Source organism: Geodermatophilus aquaeductus, from assembly GCF_900182545.1.
GTDB lineage: Bacteria > Actinomycetota > Actinomycetes > Mycobacteriales > Geodermatophilaceae > Geodermatophilus > Geodermatophilus aquaeductus.
In genome coordinates, this window is record NZ_FXTJ01000004.1 from 302,756 (window position 1) to 324,319 (window position 21,564).

Consider the following 21,564-nt stretch of genomic DNA (forward strand, 5'->3'; position numbering starts at 1 on the left):
CGGCCTGGCCCGTCGGGGTGACCCGCAACTACGATTCGGGTCGCCAGACACTCTGCTGACGACGGGATCCGAAGCGATGACCACAACCGAGCAGGACGTCACAGCGACCGGCCGGCCCGTCGGCGCGGACGCCACCGCCAACCTCTGGCTGCACTTCTCCCGCATGGGCGCCTACCGCGACACCCCGCCGCCGGTCATCGTCCGCGGCGAGGGCGCGTCCATCTACGACGACCGCGGCCGCCGCTACCTCGACGGGCTGGCCGGCCTGTTCGTCGTCCAGGCCGGGCACGGGCGCCGCGCGCTGGCCGAGGCCGCCGCGCGGCAGGCCGAGGAGCTCGCGTTCTTCCCCCTGTGGTCCTACGCCCACCCGGCCGCGATCGAGCTGTCCCAGCGGCTGGCGGCCGCCGCCCCCGGCGACCTCGACCGGGTGTTCTTCACGACCGGCGGCAGCGAGGCGGTCGAGACGGCGTGGAAGGTGGCCAAGCAGTACTTCAAGCTGACCGGCAGGCCGCAGAAGACCAAGGTGATCAGCCGGGCGGTCGCCTACCACGGGACGACGCACGGGGCCCTGTCCATCACCGGCATCCCCGCGCTCAAGGAGGCCTTCGAGCCGCTGGTCCCGGGCAGCATCCGCGTGCCCAACACCAACCTCTACCGGGCGCCGCTGTTCGGCGACGACCCCGAGGCGTTCGGCCGGTGGGCCGCCGACCAGATCGAGCAGGCGATCCTCTTCGAGGGCCCGGACACCGTCGCCGCGGTGTTCCTCGAGCCGGTGCAGAACGCCGGCGGCTGCTTCCCGCCACCGCCGGGCTACTTCGCGCGGGTCCGCGAGATCTGCGACCGGCACGACGTGCTGCTGGTCAGCGACGAGGTGATCTGCGCCTTCGGCCGGCTCGGCACGACCTTCGCCTGCGAGAAGTTCGGGTACGTCCCCGACATGATCACCTGCGCGAAGGGGATGACCTCGGGCTACTCCCCCATCGGCGCGATGATCGCCTCCGCGCGCGTCGTCGAGCCCTTCCTCCGCGGGACGGCGTCCTTCGCGCACGGCTACACGTTCGGCGGGCACCCGGTCAGCTGTGCGGTGGCCCTGGCCAACCTCGACGTCATCGACGAGGAGGGCCTGAACCGGCGGGTGCTCGAGAACGAGGGCGCCTTCCGCGCCACCCTGGAGCGGCTGCTGGACCTGCCGATCGTCGGTGACGTGCGCGGCGACGGGTACTTCTACGGCATCGAGCTGGTCAAGGACCGGGCCACCCGGGAGACCTTCGACGCCGCCGAGTCCGAGCGGCTGCTGCGCGGGTTCCTCTCCGGCGCGCTCTTCGAGGCCGGCCTCTACTGCCGGGCCGACGACCGCGGGGACCCGGTCATCCAGCTCGCTCCCCCGCTGATCTGCGGCCAGGCGGAGTTCGACGAGATGGAGCAGATCCTCCGCAGCGTGCTGACGGAGGCCTGGGCCCGGCTGTGACCCCGCAGGCATAGCAGGCGATCCCCACGTCCCGGACCCCAGGACGGGGGGAGAGCTTCCTATGCCTCGTCCTCCCCGGCCGGCACGCAGAGCACCGGGCGGTCGGACAGGTGCAGCAGCTTGTGCGACACCGAGCCGAGGACGGCGCCCCGCAGCGGGCTCTCCCCGCGGGTGCCGACGACGATCACCCGGCCGTCGTGCCGGTGCGCGGCCTCGATGAGCGCTTGGGCCGGCTTCTGCGACAGCACCTCGACCACCGTCGCGACGCCCGCCGCCTCGGCCGCGGCGACCGCGTGCGACACCGCCGTGCGGCCCATCTCGGTGAGCGCCCGCTGGTGGGCCTGGAACTCCTCCCCCAGCCCCCCGGGCGGCTCGACGCCGTACACGAGGACGAGCGGCTCGTCGAACCGCGCGGCCAGCGAGATCGCCATGGCCAGCGCCGGGCGCGACCCCGGCGACTCGTCGTAGCCCAGCACGATGCTCATCGCAGGTCCTCGTCGACGTCGATGCGGTCGCCGGCGACCCCCGGCCGTTCCTGCCAGTACCTGCTGTCCCGGGCGCGCCACACGAACATCAGCACCAGCCCGAGCGCGAAGATCCCGACGCCGATCACCAGCGGCGGGCCGACCCCCAGCCACGCCTGGCCGGTGTAGGAGTTCTCGGGGTCGGCGAGGTCGCGGATCGAGAGCGCCAGCAGCCAGATGAGCAGCCCCGCCCCCACCAGCGGCCCGACCCCGATGAGCAGGAACGCCGACACGCTGTGGGTCAGCCGCCGCCGGTGGTAGACGGCGCAGGCGATGCCGGTCAGCGCGTAGTAGAAGGCGATGAGCAGCGACAGCGCGGTGATCGAGTCGAACAGCGCGTTCTCGCTGACCAGGCTCACCAGGACGAACCAGATGCTGGCGATGACGCCGACCCACCAGGTGGAGACGTCGGGGGTGCGGTGGCGCGGGGAGACGTGCCCGAACCGGCGGGGCAGCGCGTGCCGCCGGGCCATCGACAGGCCCGTCCGCGACGCGGGGAGGATCGTGGTCTGGGTCGACGCGATGGCCGCCGTCGCGACCGCCAGCAGGACCACCCAGTCCCAGCCGCCCATCACCTCGGTCGACAGCAGCGCGAAGATCGCCTCCTCCTCGTCGGCGTTGTCGGCGAGGTAGTCGGTGCCGGCGAAGGCCAGGACGGCGACCGCCACCCCGACGTAGGTGACCAGCAGGACGATGGTCGAGACGATCGCGGCGCGGCCCGGCGTCTTCGTGGAGTCGCGGGTCTCCTCGGTGAGGTTGACCGCCGACTCCCAGCCCCAGTACGCGAACACGCCGAGCAGCAGCCCGCCGGAGAGCGCCGCCCCGCCGGCGCCGAACGGGTTGAGCCAGCTCCAGCTCGGGTCCAGGCCGCCGAGCGGGCTGTCCCCGGTGACCCCTCGGACGATCGCCACCGCGGCGAAGACCAACAGGGCGACGGTCTGGGCGATGATCAGCCCGTTCTGCAGGTGGGCCGACAGTTCCGTGCCGAGCACGCAGATCCAGGTCATCAGCAGGATCAGCCCGACGGTCAGCACGAGCACGAGCACGGTGTTCTCGGCCAGCGAGTCCAGGTTGAGCGTCCGCAGCGTGAAGACGACGCCGACGTTGGCCAGCGACCCGATGATGAGGACGCCGGTCATCGTGATCGCCCAGCCGCCGATCCAGCCGGCCCACGGCCCCATCGCCCGGGTGACCCACGAGAACGTCGTCCCGCAGTCGGGGTCGACCCGGTTGAGCGCGGCGAACGCCGAGGCGATGAGCAGCATCGGCACGAACGAGGCGAGCAGCACGCCGGGCGCGTTGACCCCGGTGAGCGCCACCAGTGCGCCGAGGATCGCGGCGAGCGAGTAGGCCGGCGAGGTGGAGGCCAGGCCGATCACGAGGGCGTCGAGGAACCCGATCGCCCCCGGACGCAGGGTGGCCTCGTCCCCGGGACGGACCGCGGCGTCGGGTGGGTCGGGCGTCATGCGACGGTTATGGCAGTAGATCGGCCGTTGGACAAGGGTTCTGTGTTCGCAGACCTGCCCTGACCACGGAAGTCGTCGCTAGGGTGGCCGCCTCCCGTGGAGGTGGACATGCGCATCCTGCTGGTGGGCGCCGGCGGTGTCGGCAGTGCCGTGACGGCCATCGCGGCGCGCCGCGACTTCGTCGAGCGACTCGTCGTCGCCGACTTCGACCCCGCCCGCGCCGAGAAGGCGGTCGCCGCGGCGGGCGACCCCCGGTTCCTCGCCGCGCAGGTCGACGCCTCCGACGAGGCCGGCGTCCGGGCCCTGCTCGGCGAGCACGGCTGCGACGTGCTGCTCAACGCGACCGACCCGCGCTTCGTCATGCCGCTGTTCCGGGCGTCCCTCGCGGCCGGCGTCGACTACCTGGACATGGCGATGTCGCTGTCGCGCCCGCATCCGGAACGCCCGTACGAGCAGACCGGGGTCAAGCTCGGTGACGAGCAGTTCGCGCTGGCCGCCGCGTGGGAGGCGGCGGGGCGGCTGGCCCTGGTCGGCATGGGCGTGGAGCCGGGCCTGTCCGACGTGTTCGCCCGCTACGCCGCCGACCACCTGTTCTCCTCGATCGACGAGCTCGGCGTCCGGGACGGGGCCGACCTGACCGTGCGGGGCCACGCGTTCGCGCCGTCGTTCAACATCTGGACCACGATCGAGGAGTGCCTGAACCCGCCGGTCGTGTGGGAGCGGGACCGGGGCTGGTACACGACGGAGCCGTTCAGCGACCCCGAGGTCTTCGACTTCCCCGAGGGCATCGGCCCGGTGGAGTGCGTCAACGTGGAGCACGAGGAGGTGCTCCTCATGCCGCGCTGGATCGACGCCCGCCGGGTCACCTTCAAGTACGGCCTCGGCTCGCACGTCATCGAGGTGCTCCGGGTGCTGCACGAGACGGGGCTGGACTCCACCGCACCCGTCCGGGTCGGCGAGATCGAGGTCGCGCCGCGGGACCTGGTCGCCGCGGCCCTCCCCGACCCCGCCTCGCTCGGTGAGCTGATGACCGGGAGGACCTGCGCGGGCCTGTGGGTGAGCGGCACGGGCACCGACGGCCGGCCGCGGCAGGTCTACCTGTACCACGTGGTGGACAACGCCTGGTCGATGGCCGAGTACGGGTCCCAGGCGGTGGTCTGGCAGACCGCGGTCAACCCGGTGGTGGCCCTGGAGCTCCTGGCCACCGGACGGTGGCAGGGCAGCGGGGTGCTCGGCCCCGAGGCCTTCGACGCCGTTCCGTTCCTCGACCTGCTGACCGACTACGGCACGCCGTGGGGGATGCGCGAGGGGGGCTGAGGGAGGACCTCCTCAGCCGCCGCTCACCGGGCCGGCGCGTGGGCGTCGAAGGCGGCGTCGAGGACGTCGAGGGCCTCGGTGAGCAGGTCCTGCCCGATGACCAGCGGGGGCAGGAAGCGCAGGACGTTGCCGAACGTGCCGGCGGTGAGGGTGATGACCCCCTCGGCGTGACAGGCCTTCGAGATGGCGTTGGTCAGCGCGGCGTCCGGCTCGTTCGTGCCCGGCCGGACCAGCTCGACGGCGAGCATCGCGCCGCGGCCGCGGACGTCGCCGACGACACCGGAGCGCTCCTGCAGCGCGCGCAGCCGCGGCAGCATGGTCGCCTCGATGCCGCGGGCCGCGCCGGCGAGGTCCATCTCCCGCATGGTGCGGATGCTGGCGATCGCGGCCGCGCAGGCCACCGGGTTGCCGCCGTAGGTGCCGCCCAGGCCGCCGGTGTGGACGGCGTCCATCAGCTCGGCGCGGCCGGTGAGCCCGGCCAGCGGCATCCCCCCGGCGATGCCCTTGGCGGTGGCGACCAGGTCGGGGACGACGCCCTCGTGCTCCGAGGCGAACCAGGCGCCGGTGCGGCAGAAGCCGGTCTGCACCTCGTCGGCGACGAACACCGCACCCGAGCGGCGGCACCAGTCGGCCAGGGCCGGGAGGAAGCCCGGCGCCGGGACGACGAAGCCGCCCTCGCCCTGGATCGGCTCGATGAGGACCGCGGCGACGTTGTCCGCGCCGATCTGGGACTCGACGAGCGCGAGCGCCCGCGCGGCGGCCTGCTCGCCGGTCATCCCCGGCTCGTCGCGGAACGGATAGGACATCGGCACCCGGTACACCTCGCCGGCGAAGGGCCCGAAGCCGTTCTTGTAGGGCATGTTCTTCGCCGTCAGCGCCATCGTGAGGTTGGTGCGGCCGTGGTAGGCGTGGTCGAACACGACGACGGCCGAGCGGCCGGTGGCCACCCGGGCCACCTTGACGGCGTTCTCCACGGCCTCGGCACCGGAGGTGAACAGCGCCGAGCGCTTCTCGTGGTTCCCCGGGGTGAGCCGGTCGAGCTCCTCGGCGACGGCGACGTAGCCCTCGTAGGGCCCGACCATGAAGCAGGTGTGGGTGAAGGCGGCGGCCTGCGCCGAGACGGCGGCCACGACCTCGGGCGCGGCGTGGCCGACGCTGGTCACCGCGATGCCCGAGCCCAGGTCGATGAACGAGTTGCCGTCGACGTCGACCACCACGGAGCCCGCGGCGCGCTCGACGTAGACCGGCAGGACGCTGCCGACGGCGGAGGTGACCGCGGCGGCCCGGCGGGCGGCCAGCTCGCGGGAGCGGGGACCGGGCACCTCGGTGACCAGGCGCCGCTCCTGGGCGACGGCGACGGGGCCGGGCAGCAGATCGGTCATCACTGTCTCCTCGCAGGGCCGGCCTCCCCCGACGGAGGAGGTCCTCCCGCCCAGGGTCCGTGACGTGCGTCTCCGCCGGTACCGTCCGGATCGGCACCACCGTGACGTCGGGGTGTCCACTTCGTCGAGAGGTCAGCCGTGCCGGTCACCGTGGCGACCCTGCTGGGCACCACGTCGCTCGGGCTCACGCTGCACACCCGCAGCGCGCCGGTGGACCGTGCCGTCTCCTGGGTGCACGTCAGCGAGCTGGCCGACCCCACGCCGTTCCTCGAGGGCGGCGAGCTGCTGCTCACCACCGGCCTGGCCCTGGCGCCCGGGGGGACCGCCGGGTACGTCCGCCGGCTGGCCGAGGCCGGCGTGGTCGGCCTCGGCCTGGGCACCGGCCTGAGCCACGCGGAGGTCCCCCCGGAGCTGGTGGCCGCCGCCGACGAGCACGGCCTGGCGGTCCTCGAGGTGCCGCGGCGGACGCCGTTCATCGCCCTGTCGCGGACGGTCTCCAGCGCGCTGGCGGCCGAGGAGTACGCGGCGGTCACCCGGACGTCGACGGTGCAGCGGGAGCTGACCCGTGCCGCGGTCGCGCCCGGCGCCCCGGGGACCGTCGTCGACCGCCTGGCCCGGCACCTCGACGGCTGGGCGCTGCTGGCCGACGCCGCGGGGACGGCGCTGGAGGTCGCGCCGGCGTCCGCGCGGGACCGCGCCGGTGACCTGACGGCGGCGGTCGACCGGCTGCGGACGACCCGCCCGCCGGCCGCGGCCTCGCTCACCCGGCCCGGCGAGACGGTGCTGCTGCAGTCGCTGGGCACCGGCTCGCGGGTCCGCGGCTTCCTCGCCGTCGGGCGGCCGGGGCCCTTCCCGGCGGGCGACCGGCACGTGGTCAACGCGGCCGCGCTGCTGCTCACGCTGCGGCTCGAGCAGTCCCGGGCGTTGACCAGCGGCACCGCGGCGCTGCGGGCGGCGATCCTGCGGCTGCTGCTCGCCGGGCAGACCGCCGCGGCCGGACCGGTGGTGGAGGCGCTGGGTGAGCGGTTGCCGGCCGAGCCGGTGCTGGCACTGGCCGTGCTCGGCAGCGCGGAGCAGCGGGCCGCCGCCGTCGACGTGGTCGCCGACGCGGCCGCCTCCGCCTCCGAGCCGGTGCTGTCGGCCGAGCTCGACGACGCCCTCGTCGTCCTGGTCACCGCCGGCGGTCCGCTGGCCCGGCGGCTGGACGTGCTCCCCGAGCGGGTGCCCGGCGCCGTGCTCGGGACCGCGTCGCCGGTGCCGTGGGACCGGCTCGCCGACGGTGTCCGGCAGGCGCGGCAGGCGGCCGGTTCCGGCCGGGCCGCCGGACGGCCGGTCACCGCCTTCCCCGACCTCGCGGGCCGGGGCCTGTCGGGCCTGCTCGACCCGGCGGCCACCGCCGCCTTCGCCGAGGCCGCGCTCGCCCCGCTCGTCGCCGCCGACCGGGCCGGCCCCGGGGACCTCGTCGAGTCGCTGCGCGTCTGGCTGGCCGCCCACGGGCAGTGGGAGCCGGCCGCGGCCCGCCTGGGCGTCCACCGGCACACGCTGCGCAAGCGGATCCGGCGGGCCGAGGAGCTGCTCGGCCGCGACCTCGACTCCCCCGGCGTCCGGGCCGAGCTCTGGCTGGCGCTGCACCCGCCTCCCGGGTGACGGCCCTCTGACGGCCCAGGTGCACTTCCGCGGACGTGCACGGAGCACGTCCGCGGAAGTGCACGGGAGGTGCCGTCAGGAGAAGGCGGGCATCACCTCGTCGTGCAGCAGCCGCAGCTGCTCCTCCACCGTGGCGACGCCCGAGAGCTCGCGGCCGGTGAACGCCTTGACCATCGACGCGTCGGTGATGGCGGCGATGAGGTGGTTGACCCCGGCCGGCTCGATCTCCTTGATCTTCGCCGTGACCTCCTCGGGTGTGCCCGCGAAGGAGAGCTTCTCCGCGATCTCCGGGGTCGTCAGCTCGATCCCCCTGGCCAGGTCCCCGCCGCCGATGGCGTCGATGATCGGCTTGAGCTGGTCGGGGTCGACCCCGTTGCGCTCGAGCTGCTCGGCCGGCATCGAGGAGGCGTAGATGCCCACCATGCTGCGCGCGGCGTCCTTGGCGGCCGCGGAGTCCCGGCCGACGGCCACGACGACCCAGGCCCCGAAGTCCAGCGTCGTCCAGTCCTTCCCGGCCTTCTCGGCGCCCACCCGGAGGTGCTCGGCCGCGTACTCGTAGGCCTCCCGGGTGTAGCTCAGCGCGTGGTGGCAGCCGTCGGAGTGCTCGGCCGCGGCCTCGAACGAGCGGGGACCGCGCATCGCCCCCATCTTCACCGGCACCCGCTCCTGCACCGGCCGCGCGAAGGTGAACAGCCCGTCGTAGCGGAAGAACTCGCCGTCGAAGGTGATCGCGCCCTCGTCGAGGAGCGTCCGGACGACGTGCACCCCCTCGATGACGCGGGACAGCGGCTTGGTCTTGCTCCAGTCGATCTTGTACTCGGCGAGCAGGCCGAAGTTGCCGCTGGAGAGCACGACCTCGGCCCGGCCGCCGGTGAGCTCGTCGAGCGTGGCGGCGGCCTGCGCGATGAGCGTGGGCTCGCGCAGGGTCACCGACGACACGCTCGGCCCCATGCGCACCCGCGACGTCCGCGCCGCGGCCGCGGCGAAGAGCAGCCAGAGGTCCTTGTGCCAGGTCTCGTCGGCGGCGTAGACGGCGTGGAAGCCGAGCTCGTCGGCGAGCTCGATGGCCCGCAGCGACTCCTCCAGGGAGTAGTCGGGCAGCATCGCGTAGCTGAACTTCATCGGATCTCCTCACTCACCGGGACAGCGGCGTCCCGCCGGATCTGCTGGAGCTGTGCGGCCACCTCGCGGGCGTCGCCCTCGGGGATGTGGGCAGAGTGCCGGTCCGGCCGGGCCAGGAACAGGTAGAGCAGCCCGGTGCCCGCGACGATCGCCAGGCCGATGGCGACGATCCAGCGGTCGAGGAAGGTCTCGGTGCCCGGCGCCGGCTTGATCAGCAGGACGATCGCGAAGACGCCGTAGGCCAGGGCGAGGACGTTGACCACCAGCCCGGCCGAGCCGAGGTTCCACAGGCCCGCGGGCCGCCAGCCCCGCACCCGCTGCCGCAGCGCCGCCAGCACGACCGCCTGGAAGGCGATGTAGATGCCGAGCACCGCGAACGCGGTGACCCGGGCGAGGGAGTCGGGCTGCCAGAACACGAACAGGCAGATCAGGGCCGGGACGACGCAGACGACGAGCAGCGCGTTGGTGGGGACGGCGTGCCGCTCGGACACGTGCGCCAGCCAGCCGCTGGCCGGGAGCATGCGGTCCCGGGCGAAGGCGTAGAGCAGCCGGCTGCCCGCCGCCTGCAGCGAGAGCACGCACGAGATGAAGGCGACGACGGTGACGACGAGGAACACCTTCGACCCGACGGTGCCCAGCGCGTTCTCGAGGATGGTGGGGATCGGGTCGGTGTCCTCCCCGGCCATGATCGCCTGCAGCTGCGCGTCCGGGGCGGCCAGCACGTAGCCGGCGTAGGACAGCAGGCCGGAGACGCCGCCGACGAGGATGGTCAGCATCATCGCCCGCGGGATCCGCCGGGTCGGGTCGGCGACCTCCTCGGCGACGTCGCCGCAGGCCTCGAAGCCGTAGAAGAGGAACAGGCCCGAGAGGGCCGCGGCGAGGAAGGTGCCGACGTAGGCGGCGTCGCCGCCGGCGCCGAGGGTGTCGAAGAAGATGGAGAACGGCTGCTCGCGGCGGAACAGGAGCAGGAACAGGCCGAGGGCGATGACGCCGACCAGCTCCGCGGCCAGGCCGATCTTGGCGATGCGGGCCAGCGTCCGGGTGCCGCTGTAGTTGACGAGGAACGCGAGGACCAGCAGCCCCACCGCGGTCGCCAGGGCCACGCCCGGGGTCGCCTCGATGCCGAGGAGCGCGGCGACGAAGCCACCGCCGAACTCGGCCACCGACGTGACGGTGACGATGATCGCCCAGATGTAGACCCAGGAGACGATCCAGGCGTAGCGCCGGTTCCACAGCCGCCGAGTCCACGGGTAGATGCCGCCGGCCAGCGGGTACTGCGAGACGACCTCGCCGAAGACCAGCGAGACGAGGAACTGGCCGACGCCGACGATGACGATCCACCAGATCGCCGGCGGGCCGCCGATGGACAGGCTGTAGGCGAACAGCGAGTACACGCCCACCAGCGGCGACAGGTACGTGAAGCCCAGGGCCATGTTGGCCCACAGGCCCATGCTGCGCTCGAACTGGCCGGTGTAGCCGAGTGCGGCGAGCTGGGCGTCGTCGGTGGTGCCGGCGGTGCGGTCTCCGGGTGGTGTCACCGGGTCTCCTCGGCTCGATGGGGGGCCGCGTGAAAGGGCACGGGACGGACGTCGGTGTGCCCCGGGCCACAGAGGTCGGCGAAAACCTATAGAGGCAGAGTTCACAGGACAAGACGGGCCGTGTTGTCTTCTCGTTGCGTTCGCGTTGCGCGCCCGCCGGTGCCGGTCAGCCGGCGAGGCGGTGCCCGTCGCGCACGAGGAGCAGGCGCCACGGGGTGCCCGCGACCGGCGTCCCCTCCTCCGGCGGGCCGGCGTCCGGCGGCAGCAGGCTGCCGACGAGGAGGCGGGGCGCGGTCGAGAGGACCACCCGCCCCTCGTCGTTGAGCAGCACGAACGGCGCCGGCAGCGGCCCGAGGACGCGCAGCAGGTGGGTCTCGAACCGGCGCACCGGGACGTCCGCGCCCGCGACCCCGACGAACCGCGTCCCGGCCAGGACCGGCTCGGTCAACGTGAGCAGGTAGCGGCCGGTGCCGTGGACGTCGACGTAGGGCCCGACGACGTGCCGCCGCCCGGTCCGCCGCGGGACGTCGAACCACTCGGCGGCGGTGTAGTCGTAGTAGCCGAGGCTGGTCGGCCGCAGGTCCGGCTCCAGGGTGCGCAGGGAGCCGTCGCCGGGGTCGACCTGCCACCACTCCAGCCGCAGCGGCAGCCCCTCCTCCGGCCGCGGCGCCACGACCAGCCCCAAGCCGACGGCCAGCTGCCCGGGCTCGTGCAGGAGGTCCTGCGTCCCGGGCGGCAGCACCGCGCGGGAGGCCCGCCGCCCCTCGCGCTCCAGGGCGCGCAGCGCCGTGTCGTGCACCCGCGCGACGGTGGCGAACACCTGCTCGACGACGGCGGACACCGCCGCGCCGACGCGCGCCGCCTCGCCGACGTGCACCGCCTCGCCGACGTGCACCGCCTCGCCCTCGGGCCCGCGGTTCACGAGACCGCCCGCTGGTCGTCGCCGGTCCCGGCGGCTCCCCCGAGGCGCTGCAGCCGCAGCTCGATCGCCCACAGCGTCCGGGTCTCCACGTGCGACTCGGCCAGCGCCCGGGCCCGTGCCGCGTCACGGTCCTCGATCGCGTCCACGACGGCGCGGTGGCCGGCCACGATGACGTCCAGCAGCCCGGGGGCGTGCTCGGGCGGCCACGGCAGCTGGCCGAGCTCCAGGTGGAGGTCCATCTCCTGCATCGTCAGCCGCACGGACTGGGCGCAGGCGGCGAGCTCGATGTAGTACCGCCCGTCGCTGCGCCGCTGGCCGGTCACTGTCTCCGCCGAGGCCAGCCGGTCGACGATGTCGCGGAGACGGGCGATCTCGGTGCGCGAGGCCCGGGACGCGGCGAGGCGGGCCGCGGCCGCGGCGATCGCGCTGTGCACGTCGCCGAGCTCGCGCAGGTCCGTGGTCCCGAGCTCCGCCAGGCGGGCGTCGGCGAGCTCGGCGAGCACGTCGTCCCGGGACCGGACGAAGCTGCCGCCGCCGCGACCGCGGCGGGTCTCCACCAGCCCGAGCTTGCGCAGCTCGGCCAGCGCCTCGCGCAGGGTCACCGTCGAGACGTTGAGCATGGTGGCGAGGTCGGCCTCGGTCGGCAGCTGCTCGCCGTCCCCCAGGAGACCCAGCCCGATCGCGCTGCCCACCCGGCGGACGACGGCCTCGCTGCGCAGGGCGCCGTCGTCGAGCGGGGCGAAGACGGCGCGCCGGGCGTCACCGCTGAGCAGTTGCACGCTCGCCTCCTGGAATCGGGGTGCCCAGGAGTGTTACACCGAGGAAGCCCCCACTTAACCGTTGATTCCATAGGTTTTCCTCGTTAGCGTGACCTCCACCCCAGCCCCCTGTGACGAGGAGCACCAGTGACACAGGTCGAGCCGGAGCGCACCCGCGACGCGGACGCGCTCTCCCAGCCCTTCACCCCGGGGGCGCCCTCCAACCCCCCGGAGCTCGCGGCCTACCCGGAGACGCTCGCCGGCCCGGTCCCCCCGCCGCGCAGCGACCCGAAGACGGCGGCGTTCGTCGAGCAGTGGCGCAACACCTCGTACAACTGCTACTCGTCGGGCCACAAGTTCTGCCGCGAGGTCTGCCCGGTCACCCAGGTCGAGCGCAACGAGTCGTGGACGCCGACGGCCTTCCACGCCAACGTCGTGGCGATGGAGCGCGGCGAGCTCGACATCGCCGACATCGCCGCCGACTACGTCAACTGCACCCAGTGCGGGGCCTGCGAGCTGCGCTGTCCCAACACGCTGTTCACCGGCGACTTCTACCGGTTCCGCACGCGCACGGTCGACGTCGTCAAGGCGGTGCGCTCCCTGGCCGTCGAGAGCGGCGTGCACCAGCCGAGCTGGCAGATCTGGAACGAGCGCACCGACCTGCGCACCCACGAGCCCGTGCTCGGCGAGACGCCGGTCAGCCAGGAGAGGGTGCGGGACTGGGCCGAGGGCCTCGACATCCCCATCGGCGGCGAGACGGTGCTGTTCGTCGACTGCGAGGCCGCCTTCTACCGGACGTCGGTGCCCCGCGCGGTCGCGCAGATGCTGCAGATGGCCGGCTACGAGTTCGGCCTCATGGGCGAGCAGTGGTGCTGCGGCGGCCCGGCCGCGGAGATGGGCTACGCCGAGCAGGCGCAGCGCTTCGCGCGCCACAACCTCGACAACTGGCGGGCCACCGGGACCAAGCGGGTGCTCGTGCTCGACCCGCACGACTACATCAGCTTCACCGAGGACTACCCGAAGTACTTCGGTGAGGAGTTCGACGTCGAGGTCGTCCTCGTCATCGAGGTGCTCGCCCAGCTGCTGCGTGAGGGACGCCTGACCCCGTCGGTGCCGGTGGACCGGGCGATCACCTACCACGACCCGTGCCGGCTGAACAAGCGCAAGGGGATCTGGCAGGAGCCGCGCGAGCTGCTGCGCGCCATCCCCGGCCTGCGCTTCGAGGACGTCGACCGGGTGACCCAGTGGTCCTACTGCTCCGGCGGGGGCGGCGGGCTGCCGATCGAGAAGCCGGAGCTCACCGCGAAGATCAGCGCGATGCGGCTGGAGCGGGCCGCCGAGCTCGACGTCGACACCCTCGTCAGCGCCTGCCCGTGGTCCGAGCGCCCGCTGTCGGAGGCCGGCGACGCGGAGGACATCGACGTCGTCGACCTGCACGAGCTGTTCGCGCAGTCGCTCGGCATCACCGTGGGCGGCTCCCGCGGCGACGTCGGTGACCGGCGACTGGCGCAGGAGCGCACCGGCGTCCCGGGCCGGGCCCGGCGGGCGCACGGGAGCTCGCGCGGCGGCTGCGGGGGCGGCGGCTGCGGCGGCGGCGGGTGCGGGAACGGTTCCGGCGGCTGCGGGTGCGGGGGGCACTGACCATGACGATCACCGAACCGACAGGGACCGACCCCATCGGCACCGCCGCGTTCACCACCGAGCCGCTCAGCGACGACCGGCTCGCCCAGCTGGTGGCCGCGCTGCGGCCGGTCCTGGCCGACGACCAGATCCTGCTGGCCAAGACCGACCGCTACAACCGCGCCCGCGTGCCGGCGCCGTTCCCGGTGCACCGCTGGTCCGAGCGGGTGCCCGACGTGGTCGTCATGCCCACCTCCACCGAGCAGGTGGCCGCGGTGGTGCGGGTGGCCAACGAGCTGCGGATCCCCGTCGTCCCCCGCGACGGCGGCACCGGGCTCACCGACGGCGCCGTCCCGCACCGCCGCGGGATCGTCGTCGACGTCAAGAAGATGAACCAGATCCACGAGCTGGACCTGGTCAACCGCACCGTCACGGTCGGGACCGGCATCAGCATGCTCAAGCTCAACGAGCGGCTCGCCCAGCACGGGCTGTTCTACCCGGACGACCCGGCGTCCTACCCGTGCTCGCTGGTGGGCGGCCGGATCGGCACCAGCGGCTGGTCGCTCATCGGCTCCCGCTACGGGCACACCCGCGACCTGGTGCTGAGCTTCGACCATGTGCTGCCCACCGGCGAGGTGTTGCACGTCGGCGACGGCATCGGGCAGAAGATCAGCAAGAGCTCCAGCGGCTACCAGCTCAAGCACCTGTTCATGGGGCACCAGGGCACGCTCGGCATCGCGACGAGGGCGACGCTCAAGTTGTTCCCCAAGCCGGAGGCCGAGCTCTCGCCGTTCTGGGCGTTCGACAACTACGACGACGCGCACGCCTGCACCGGCGCGCTCGCCCGCGCGGGGGTGGCCACCTTCGCCGGCGCCGTCCTCTTCGACGAGCACAAGGTCGCCTACCTGCGCCGCGACGACGAGGCCTACATCCCGCAGCCCACCGACGTCCGGGCCCTGGTCTGCGCCGTCATGTACGGCTACGAGGACGAGGTCCGGGCCGGCGGCCGGCGGCTGTTCCGGATCGCCAGGGAGCACGGCGCCCGCTACCTGGGCGACGAGATCTCCGAGGGCGACTGGGCGGCGCGGCACGACCGGTACGCCACTCCCCTGCACGGCCGCACCAAGGACGGCCAGGTGATCCCGATGTCCTGGCACTGCGAGGACGCCGCGGTCAACTTCTCCAACGTCCCGGCGGTCAGCCGGGCGTGGCACGAGATCCTGGCCGACCTGCGCCGCAAGACCGACGTCTTCGACGACTGGGGCATGTTCGCCTACACCTCGGCCGCCACCGGCGTCGACTACCTCACCGAGATCGACGTCGGCATCTGGGAGCAGCGCCTCGACGACGCCGCCTGGGCCGCGTGGGTGCAGGCCAAGCGGGACATCGCCGCCGTGGCGCTCGCGCACGGCGGGTCGATGAGCGCCTGCCACGGCTCCTGCCGCGAGGGCGAGGTCGACCTGCTGCCGCAGGAACTGGGCAAGGGCTTCGACGTGATGCTCGAGGTCAAGCGGGCGCTGGACCCGAACAACGTCATGAACCCGGGCAAGTACCTGCTGGACCGGGCGTACGGGAGGGACACCACCGATGAGAACCGATGACCAGCCCACCGGCCCGGCGGCCACCGCGCCCTACCGCTTCGCTGAGCAGCACACCCCGCCGGCGGCGCAGCGCGTCAGCGAGGTGGCCCAGACGACCTTCGAGCACGTCTACGAGGTCGACCCCCGCCTCATGCAGACCCACGTCCTCCAGCAGGTGTTCCCCAACTGGGACACGCTGCGGATCATGCGCAGCCGGCACGACCACCTGGCGTGGATGCACCGGCACTTCGCCGAGAAGGTGGTGACCGGGTCCGAGCTGCTCGCGGAGATCGAGGCCGAGGCGACCGACGTGCGGGATCCGCAGCAGTCGACCGCCGACACTGGATCGATCAGCGGCCCCGGTGCACGATGACCACCGGATCAGCAGTGGAGTCGAACGGGAGGGACTGGCAGTGAGCGAGAAGCTCGAGCTGCGCAACGTCGTCGGCGGCGAGCACGCCGACACCGCGGACGGCCACCGGATGGACCTGGTCGACCCGTCCACCGGCGAGGTGTTCGCCTCCGCGCCCGTGTCGGGTCCCGAGGACGTCGACCGCGCCTACCGGGTGGCCGCCGACGCGTTCGAGACGTGGCGGGACACCACGCCGTCGGAGCGGCAGCAGGCGCTGCTGCGGCTGGCCGACGCGGTGGAGGAGCACGCCGAGGAGCTGGTGGCGCTGGAGAGCCGCAACACCGGCAAGCCGATCGGGCTGACCGCCTCGGAGGAGATCCCCCCGATGGTCGACCAGATCCGGTTCTTCGCCGGCGCCGCCCGGACCCTCGAGGGCCGGGCCGCCACGGAGTACATGAAGGGGCACACCAGCTTCGTCCGGCGGGAGCCGATCGGCGTCGTCGGGCAGGTCACGCCCTGGAACTACCCGATGATGATGGCGGTCTGGAAGATCGCCCCGGCCCTGGCCGCGGGCAACACCGTCGTCCTCAAGCCCTCCGACACCACCCCGGTGAGCACGCTGCGGCTGGCCGAGCTGGCCGCGGACATCCTGCCCCCGGGCGTGCTCAACGTCGTCTGCGGCGACCGGGACACCGGCCGCGCCCTGGTGGAGCACCGGATCCCGCAGCTGGTGGCGATCACCGGGTCGGTGCGGGCCGGCATGGAGGTCGCCGGGGCGGCGGCCAAGGACGTCAAGCGCGTCCACCTGGAGCTCGGCGGCAAGGCGCCGGTGGTCGTCTTCGACGACGCCGACCTCGAGGCCGCGGCCGAGGCGATCGCCGTCGCCGGGTACTTCAACGCCGGGCAGGACTGCACCGCGGCCTCCCGCGTGCTGGCCGGCCCCGGCATCCACGACGACTTCGTCGCCGCGCTCACGGAGCAGGCCCGCAACACCGCCACCACGTACGAGAAGGGCGCCGAGGACGAGGACGCCCTCGTCCCGCCGGTGAACAACGTCAACCAGCTGGCGCACGTCACCGGCTTCCTCGACCGGGCGCCCGACCACGCCGAGGTCACCGTCGGCGGGCACCGGCAGGGCGACCGCGGCTTCTTCGTCGAGCCGACCGTGGTGGCCGGCCTCCGGCAGGACGACGAGATGGTGCAGCGGGAGATCTTCGGCCCGGTCATCACCGTCCAGCGCTTCACCGACGAGGACGAGGCGGTGCGCTGGGCCAACGGCGTGGAGCTGGGGCTGGCCTCCAGCGTGTGGACGCGGGACTTCGGCCGCGCGATGCGGATGAGCAAGCGGCTGGACTTCGGCTGCGTGTGGATCAACACCCACATCCCGCTCGTCGCCGAGATGCCGCACGGCGGGTTCAAGCACTCCGGCTACGGCAAGGACCTCTCGCTGTACGGCCTGGAGGACTACACCCGCATCAAGCACGTCATGGCCAACATCGAGTCCTGAGGCGCATCGAGTCCTGACGGCACGCGACGAGGCCCCGGTCCGATCGGACCGGGGCCTCGCTGCATCCCGGCCGCGTCAGACGTCGATGCCGGTGAGGACGAGGACCCGCTCCTCGGTGAGGTCCTCCATGGCCGCGTGCACACCCTCGCGGCCGGTGCCGGAGTCCTTCACCCCGCCGTAGGGCATCTGGTCGGCGCGGAAGCTCGGGACGTCACCGACCACCACTCCCCCGACCTCGAGCACCCGGGCCGCGCGGAAGGCCACCTGCAGGTCGCGGGTGAAGACGCCGGCCTGCAGCCCGAACCGGCTGTCGTTGACCCGCGCGAAGGCCTCGTCCACGGAGTCCACCGTGTCGAGGACGACGACCGGCCCGAAGACCTCCTCGCACGAGACCCGCGCGTCCGCCGGCACGCCGGTGAGCACGGTGGGCGCGTACGAGGCGCCGTTCCGGGTGCCGCCGGTGAGGACGCGCGCGCCCGCGGCCACCGCGTCGGCCACCCAGCTCTCCACCCGGCGGGCGGCCTGCTCGTCGATCAGCGGGCCGACGTCGGTGGCGTCGTCCGTGGGGTCGCCGGTGACCAGCTTGCCGACCGCCTCGACCACCCGGTCGGTGAGCGCGGCGGCGACGTCGCGGTGGGCGAAGACCCGCTGCACCGAGATGCAGGACTGCCCGGCCTGGTACATCGCGAAGGTGGCGATGCGGGAGGCCGCCCAGTCCAGCGCCGCCTCGTCCTGGTCGGGCGCGACGACGGCCGCGGCGTTGCCGCCGAGCTCGAGGGTCACGTGCTTGCGCGGCACCGACTCGCGGATCGACCAGCCGACCGGCACCGATCCGGTGAAGGAGACGACCGGCAGCCGCGGGTCCTGCACCAGCCGTGCGGCGACCTCGTTGGGCACCGGGAGCACCGACCACGCCCCGGCGGGCAGGTCCGTCTCGGCCAGGATCTCGCCCAGGAGCAGCGCGGTCAGCGGCGTGGCAGGCGCGGGCTTGAGCACGATCGGCGCCCCGACCGCAATCGCCGGCGCGACCTTGTGGGCCACGAGGTTGAGCGGGAAGTTGAACGGGGCGATGCCGAGGACGGGGCCGCGGGGGACGCGCCGCACGAGCGCCATCCGCCCGGTCGCGGCGGGGTCGGTGTCCAGCCGCTGCAGGCTGCCCGACCAGCGGCGGGCCTCCTCGGCGCCCCAGCGGAACGTCGAGACGGCGCGGGTCACCTCCAGGCGCGACCACTTCAGCGGCTTGCCCGACTCGGCGGTGATCAGCGCGGCCACCTCCTCGCTGCGCTCGGCGAGCCGCCGGGAGACGTGGTCGAGGGCGGCCGCCCGCACGTGGGCGGGCAGCGCGGCGCACACGGTCCGGGCCCCCGCGGCGGCCGACACCGCGGCCTCGACGTCGTCGGCGGTGGCGTTCGTCGTCCGCCCGGCCTCGGCACCGTCGAACGGCGAGCGCACCGCGACGACGTCGGTGCCGGTACGGGGCCGGCCGGCGACCCAGTAGGGCGCAGGGGACGGGGCCATGGGGTCCTCCTCGGGACGTGCGGGCAGGTCCCGAATCTGCTGGACACCGCACCCCCGGGGCGAGGGCCGATCTGTCCATGCCGCGGCCCGACGGGCTCCGGGATGGCGCCCCCGCCGCCTGGCCGGACCGGTGGCCGGCACCGGCACCCGGGCCGGAGCCGGACCGGGCGGAGCCGATGGGGCACCATCGCCGGCGTGGGGACCGAACCGGCGCGGCTGCGCGGGGACCGTGGCGGCCGGCCGGCGGCGACCACGCCCCACCAGCTCGCGGCGGTGGCCCAACGGCTGTTCCTCGAGCGCGGGTTCGACGCCACCAGCGTCGACGACATCGCGCTGGCGGCCGGCATCGGCCGCCGCACGTTCTTCCGGTACTTCCCGACCAAGGCCGACGTCCTGTTCGTCGAGTCCGACGCCGAGCTGCGCCGGCTCGAGGAGCACCTCGCCGGGGGCGGCCGCACCGAGCGCTACCAGGACGTCCTGGCCCGTTCGGTGGTCGCCGCCCTGCGGTTCCCGGAGGAGGAGCGCGAGTGGGCCCGGCAGCGCGCCCAGCTGCTGCTCACGGTGCCCGCGGTCCAGGCACACGCCATGTCGCGGTACACCGCCTGGCGCGCCGCCGCCGCGAGGTTCGCCGCCGACCACTCCGGGCAGGCGCCCGACGCGCTCTTCCCGCTCGCGGTGGGGCAGGCCGTGCTCGCCGCGACCCTGACCGCCCACGAGCACTGGCTGGCCCGTCCGGAGGCCGACCTCTTCGAGGTGCTCACCCGCTGCCTCGACCTCCTGCTGCCGCCCGGTCCCTGAGGCCCGCCCGGTCCCCGCGGGCTCAGCCCGCGAACGCCCGGCCCAGCGCCGGGGCGACGTCGCGGTGGGTGCGGATCCGCGCGAGCCGGCCGCGCCCGGCCTGCGCCAGCTCCCGGGCCAGGTGCACGTCCTGCTCACCGGAGACGTCGAGCAGGACGTCGAGCCGGGGCAGGCGGGCCGCCGACGGCCGCGGGTCGGGTCCGGCGTTGTGCACGCAGTCGGACAGCAGCACCACGCGGGCGTCGCGGGCCGGCACCCGCGCGAGCTCGCGCGCCGCCTGCTGCAGCGGGAAGGCGACGTTGGTGAGACCCCGCGCCGGGATCGCCAGCAGCTGGTCGAGCAGCACCAGCGGCGCGACCGGCTGCCCGAGGCGCAGGAGGAAGGCGGCGTCGGACCAGAAGGCGAGCACGGCCAGGTCGTCGCGGGACAGCTCGCCGGCCAGGGCCGCCACGGTGGCCGCCGCCGTGCGGATCCGTTCGCCGCGCATCGACCCCGAGACGTCGACGGCCAGGACGACCGACCGCCGGGTGCGCACCCGCTCGCGGACGACGACGTCCTCGTCCTCGGGCAGCGGGCGCTCGGCCAGCACCTCGATCGTCCGGTCGAGGTCGATGTCGTCCCCGCCCCCGCGGTACGGGACGCTGGCCAGGTCGCCGGCGCCGCGCCGCGACAGCGTGTCGTGGCGCGGGCGGGGCACCGACAGCCGGGTGGCGATCTGCCGCGCCCGGGCACGCACCGCCGGGTCGGGGCCCGGTCCCTCGGCGGGCAGGGTCACCAGCTCGGCGGGCTCGTCGGTGGTCCCCGGGGCGCTGCCGCCGGCCGGTGGCGGACCCCCGCGCCGCCGTCCGCCGGGCAGCGCGGTGAGCACGCTGCCACCCCCGCCCGCCGGGGTCCGGTCGAACAGGGTCGGCTCCTCCGACAGCTCCTTGGGCCTGCGCCGCAGCGGCGGCCGGGCCGACGGGCGGGGCGGGCCCGGCCGGCGGAGCGGCGAGTCGGCCTCGACGGCTCTTCAACCGGGCGCGGCTGCCGCCGGCGTCAGGACGAAGCGGTCCTCCCAGATCTCGCGCAGCACCCGCTCGGGCGTGGTCTCGGCCGCCTCGTCGAGGTGGATCCGCCCGGACAGGGCCACGACCATCGCGTCGTGGACGGTCGGCGCGTAGCGGTCGTCGCCCGGGCCGGCGATCCCGCGCAGCTCGGCCAGTTGCAGAGCCACCAGCACCGTGTCGATCGCGCCGCGGACGCTGCTGCCCTGCCGGACGTCGGGGTGTGCCCGCGTCGCCCGGGTCACCGCGACGCCGTCGGCCACCAGCGCCGTCCGCAGCTCCCCCTCCGCCCCGCCGGCCCGCAGCGCGACGATGTCCCGCTCGGCCGGCTCGTCCTGGTAGCCGATCGCCAGGCGGCACAGCCGGTCGTGGACGCTGGTCGACAGCCGCGTCGTCCCGACGTTGTCGTAGGGGTTCATCGAGGCGATCACCCGGAACGTCGGCGCGGCGGTGACCGTACCGACCCGGGGAACGGCGATGGTCCGGTCGGCGATCGCCGTCAGCAGGGTGTTGAGGGTGTCCTCGGGCGCCCGGTTGAACTCCTCGATGTAGAGGAAGCCGCCCCGTTCCATCGCCTCGACCAGCGGACCCGGCACGAAGTTGTCGGCGCTGTAGTCCTCGCGCAGCACGCGCGCCGGGTTGTGGTGGCCGACGATCTTCGCGGGGGTCAGGTCGGCGTTGCCCTCGACGAACAGCAGCGGGATGCCCCACTCCGCGGTGATCGCCTTGAGGATCGTCGTCTTGCTGGTGCCCGGCGGCCCCTCGAGCACGAGGTCGCGCCCGGCGGCGACGGCCGCGAGGACGAGGTCCAGCTCGTCCTCGCGGCCGACGATCCGCGCGGCGACCCGCGCCCGCACGTCCGCGATGGCGGCCGGCGCGCTCAGCGTGCTCCCCTCACTTCTGGGTCGAGCCGGCGTCGACCGGCAGGGTCACGCCGGTGTGGCTGCGCCCCTGACCGCGGGCGGCGCCCGTGACGAACGCGACCTTGCCCTCCACACGACC

General features: G+C 74.0%; 18 protein-coding genes. 8 read left to right on the top strand and 10 right to left on the bottom strand.

Going from position 1 to position 21,564, the window contains the following annotated elements:
• Positions 1-76: 76 nt before the first annotated feature.
• Positions 77-1,468: an aspartate aminotransferase family protein gene (locus FN207_RS12760; protein WP_142458874.1), complete on the top strand. Its 1,392-nt coding sequence runs from the start codon at positions 77-79 to the stop codon at positions 1,466-1,468.
• 59 nt (positions 1,469-1,527) lie between these two features.
• On the opposite strand, the gene FN207_RS12765 is transcribed toward FN207_RS12760, so the two are convergent.
• Together FN207_RS12765 and FN207_RS12770 are read right to left on the bottom strand one after the other, a co-directional pair.
• A complete protein-coding gene (locus FN207_RS12765) occupies positions 1,528-1,953 on the bottom strand; it encodes a universal stress protein (protein WP_142458875.1) in 426 nt (141 codons plus the stop codon).
• On the bottom strand, positions 1,950-3,458 hold the full coding sequence (locus tag FN207_RS12770; RefSeq protein ID WP_142458876.1) for an APC family permease: 1,509 nt from the start codon (positions 3,456-3,458) through the stop codon (positions 1,950-1,952). Before FN207_RS12770 ends, FN207_RS12765 begins: the two co-directional genes overlap by 4 nt.
• A gap of 108 nt (positions 3,459-3,566) precedes the next feature.
• On the opposite strand from FN207_RS12770, the gene FN207_RS12775 reads away from it, so the two are divergent.
• The gene (locus FN207_RS12775; RefSeq protein ID WP_142458877.1) at positions 3,567-4,775 is read left to right on the top strand and encodes a saccharopine dehydrogenase family protein; all 1,209 of its coding nucleotides are present in this window, start codon (positions 3,567-3,569) and stop codon (positions 4,773-4,775) included.
• Positions 4,776-4,798: 23 nt separating this feature from the next.
• Here FN207_RS12775 and gabT read toward each other — a convergent pair whose 3' ends face one another.
• Entirely contained in the window at positions 4,799-6,157 is a 1,359-nt protein-coding gene (gabT, locus tag FN207_RS12780) for a 4-aminobutyrate--2-oxoglutarate transaminase (protein WP_142458878.1), read from the bottom strand.
• Positions 6,158-6,295: 138 nt separating this feature from the next.
• Between gabT and FN207_RS12785 the strand changes: the two genes are divergently transcribed.
• On the top strand, positions 6,296-7,804 hold the full coding sequence (locus FN207_RS12785; protein ID WP_142458879.1) for a helix-turn-helix domain-containing protein: 1,509 nt from the start codon (positions 6,296-6,298) through the stop codon (positions 7,802-7,804).
• 75 nt (positions 7,805-7,879) lie between these two features.
• Here the strand turns inward: FN207_RS12785 and FN207_RS12790 are convergent, their stop codons facing one another.
• From FN207_RS12790 to FN207_RS12805, 4 genes are all read right to left on the bottom strand, one after another.
• Positions 7,880-8,926, bottom strand: a complete 1,047-nt coding sequence (locus FN207_RS12790; protein ID WP_142458880.1) for an LLM class flavin-dependent oxidoreductase — start codon at positions 8,924-8,926, stop codon at positions 7,880-7,882.
• Positions 8,923-10,464: an APC family permease gene (locus tag FN207_RS12795; protein WP_221888167.1), complete on the bottom strand. Its 1,542-nt coding sequence runs from the start codon at positions 10,462-10,464 to the stop codon at positions 8,923-8,925. The genes FN207_RS12790 and FN207_RS12795 overlap by 4 nt, the downstream gene beginning before the upstream one ends.
• Positions 10,465-10,630: 166 nt before the next feature.
• Positions 10,631-11,386 carry a cache domain-containing protein gene (locus FN207_RS12800; RefSeq protein ID WP_142458881.1) on the bottom strand — a complete coding sequence of 252 codons (756 nt, stop codon included), beginning with the start codon at positions 11,384-11,386 and terminating at the stop codon, positions 10,631-10,633.
• Entirely contained in the window at positions 11,383-12,165 is a 783-nt protein-coding gene (locus FN207_RS12805) for a FadR/GntR family transcriptional regulator (RefSeq protein ID WP_221888168.1), read from the bottom strand. The genes FN207_RS12800 and FN207_RS12805 overlap by 4 nt, the downstream gene beginning before the upstream one ends.
• Positions 12,166-12,291: 126 nt before the next feature.
• On the opposite strand from FN207_RS12805, the gene FN207_RS12810 reads away from it, so the two are divergent.
• Genes FN207_RS12810 through FN207_RS12825 form a run of 4 tightly spaced genes read left to right on the top strand, consistent with a single transcriptional unit; the run spans position 12,292 to position 17,203 of the window.
• On the top strand, positions 12,292-13,785 hold the full coding sequence (locus FN207_RS12810) for a (Fe-S)-binding protein (protein ID WP_142458882.1): 1,494 nt from the start codon (positions 12,292-12,294) through the stop codon (positions 13,783-13,785).
• Positions 13,786-13,787: 2 nt separating this feature from the next.
• Positions 13,788-15,365 (top strand): FAD-binding oxidoreductase, encoded by a 1,578-nt coding sequence (locus tag FN207_RS12815; RefSeq protein ID WP_142458883.1) that lies wholly within the window; start codon positions 13,788-13,790, stop codon positions 15,363-15,365.
• Positions 15,352-15,717: a hypothetical protein gene (locus FN207_RS12820; protein WP_221888169.1), complete on the top strand. Its 366-nt coding sequence runs from the start codon at positions 15,352-15,354 to the stop codon at positions 15,715-15,717. The genes FN207_RS12815 and FN207_RS12820 overlap by 14 nt, the downstream gene beginning before the upstream one ends.
• Positions 15,718-15,757: 40 nt before the next feature.
• A complete protein-coding gene (locus FN207_RS12825; RefSeq protein ID WP_142458884.1) occupies positions 15,758-17,203 on the top strand; it encodes a gamma-aminobutyraldehyde dehydrogenase in 1,446 nt (481 codons plus the stop codon).
• 75 nt (positions 17,204-17,278) lie between these two features.
• Here FN207_RS12825 and FN207_RS12830 read toward each other — a convergent pair whose 3' ends face one another.
• Complete coding sequence (locus FN207_RS12830; protein WP_142458885.1) at positions 17,279-18,721, bottom strand: aldehyde dehydrogenase family protein; 1,443 nt, start codon at positions 18,719-18,721, stop codon at positions 17,279-17,281.
• A gap of 195 nt (positions 18,722-18,916) precedes the next feature.
• Between FN207_RS12830 and FN207_RS12835 the strand changes: the two genes are divergently transcribed.
• The gene (locus FN207_RS12835) at positions 18,917-19,519 is read left to right on the top strand and encodes an acyl-CoA-like ligand-binding transcription factor (protein ID WP_246066019.1); all 603 of its coding nucleotides are present in this window, start codon (positions 18,917-18,919) and stop codon (positions 19,517-19,519) included.
• Between the two features lie 22 nt (positions 19,520-19,541).
• Here FN207_RS12835 and FN207_RS12840 read toward each other — a convergent pair whose 3' ends face one another.
• Both FN207_RS12840 and FN207_RS12845 read right to left on the bottom strand, forming a co-directional pair.
• Positions 19,542-20,387: a vWA domain-containing protein gene (locus tag FN207_RS12840; RefSeq protein WP_246066020.1), complete on the bottom strand. Its 846-nt coding sequence runs from the start codon at positions 20,385-20,387 to the stop codon at positions 19,542-19,544.
• 141 nt (positions 20,388-20,528) lie between these two features.
• Entirely contained in the window at positions 20,529-21,419 is an 891-nt protein-coding gene (locus FN207_RS12845; protein ID WP_246066021.1) for an AAA family ATPase, read from the bottom strand.
• Positions 21,420-21,564 lie beyond the last annotated feature (145 nt).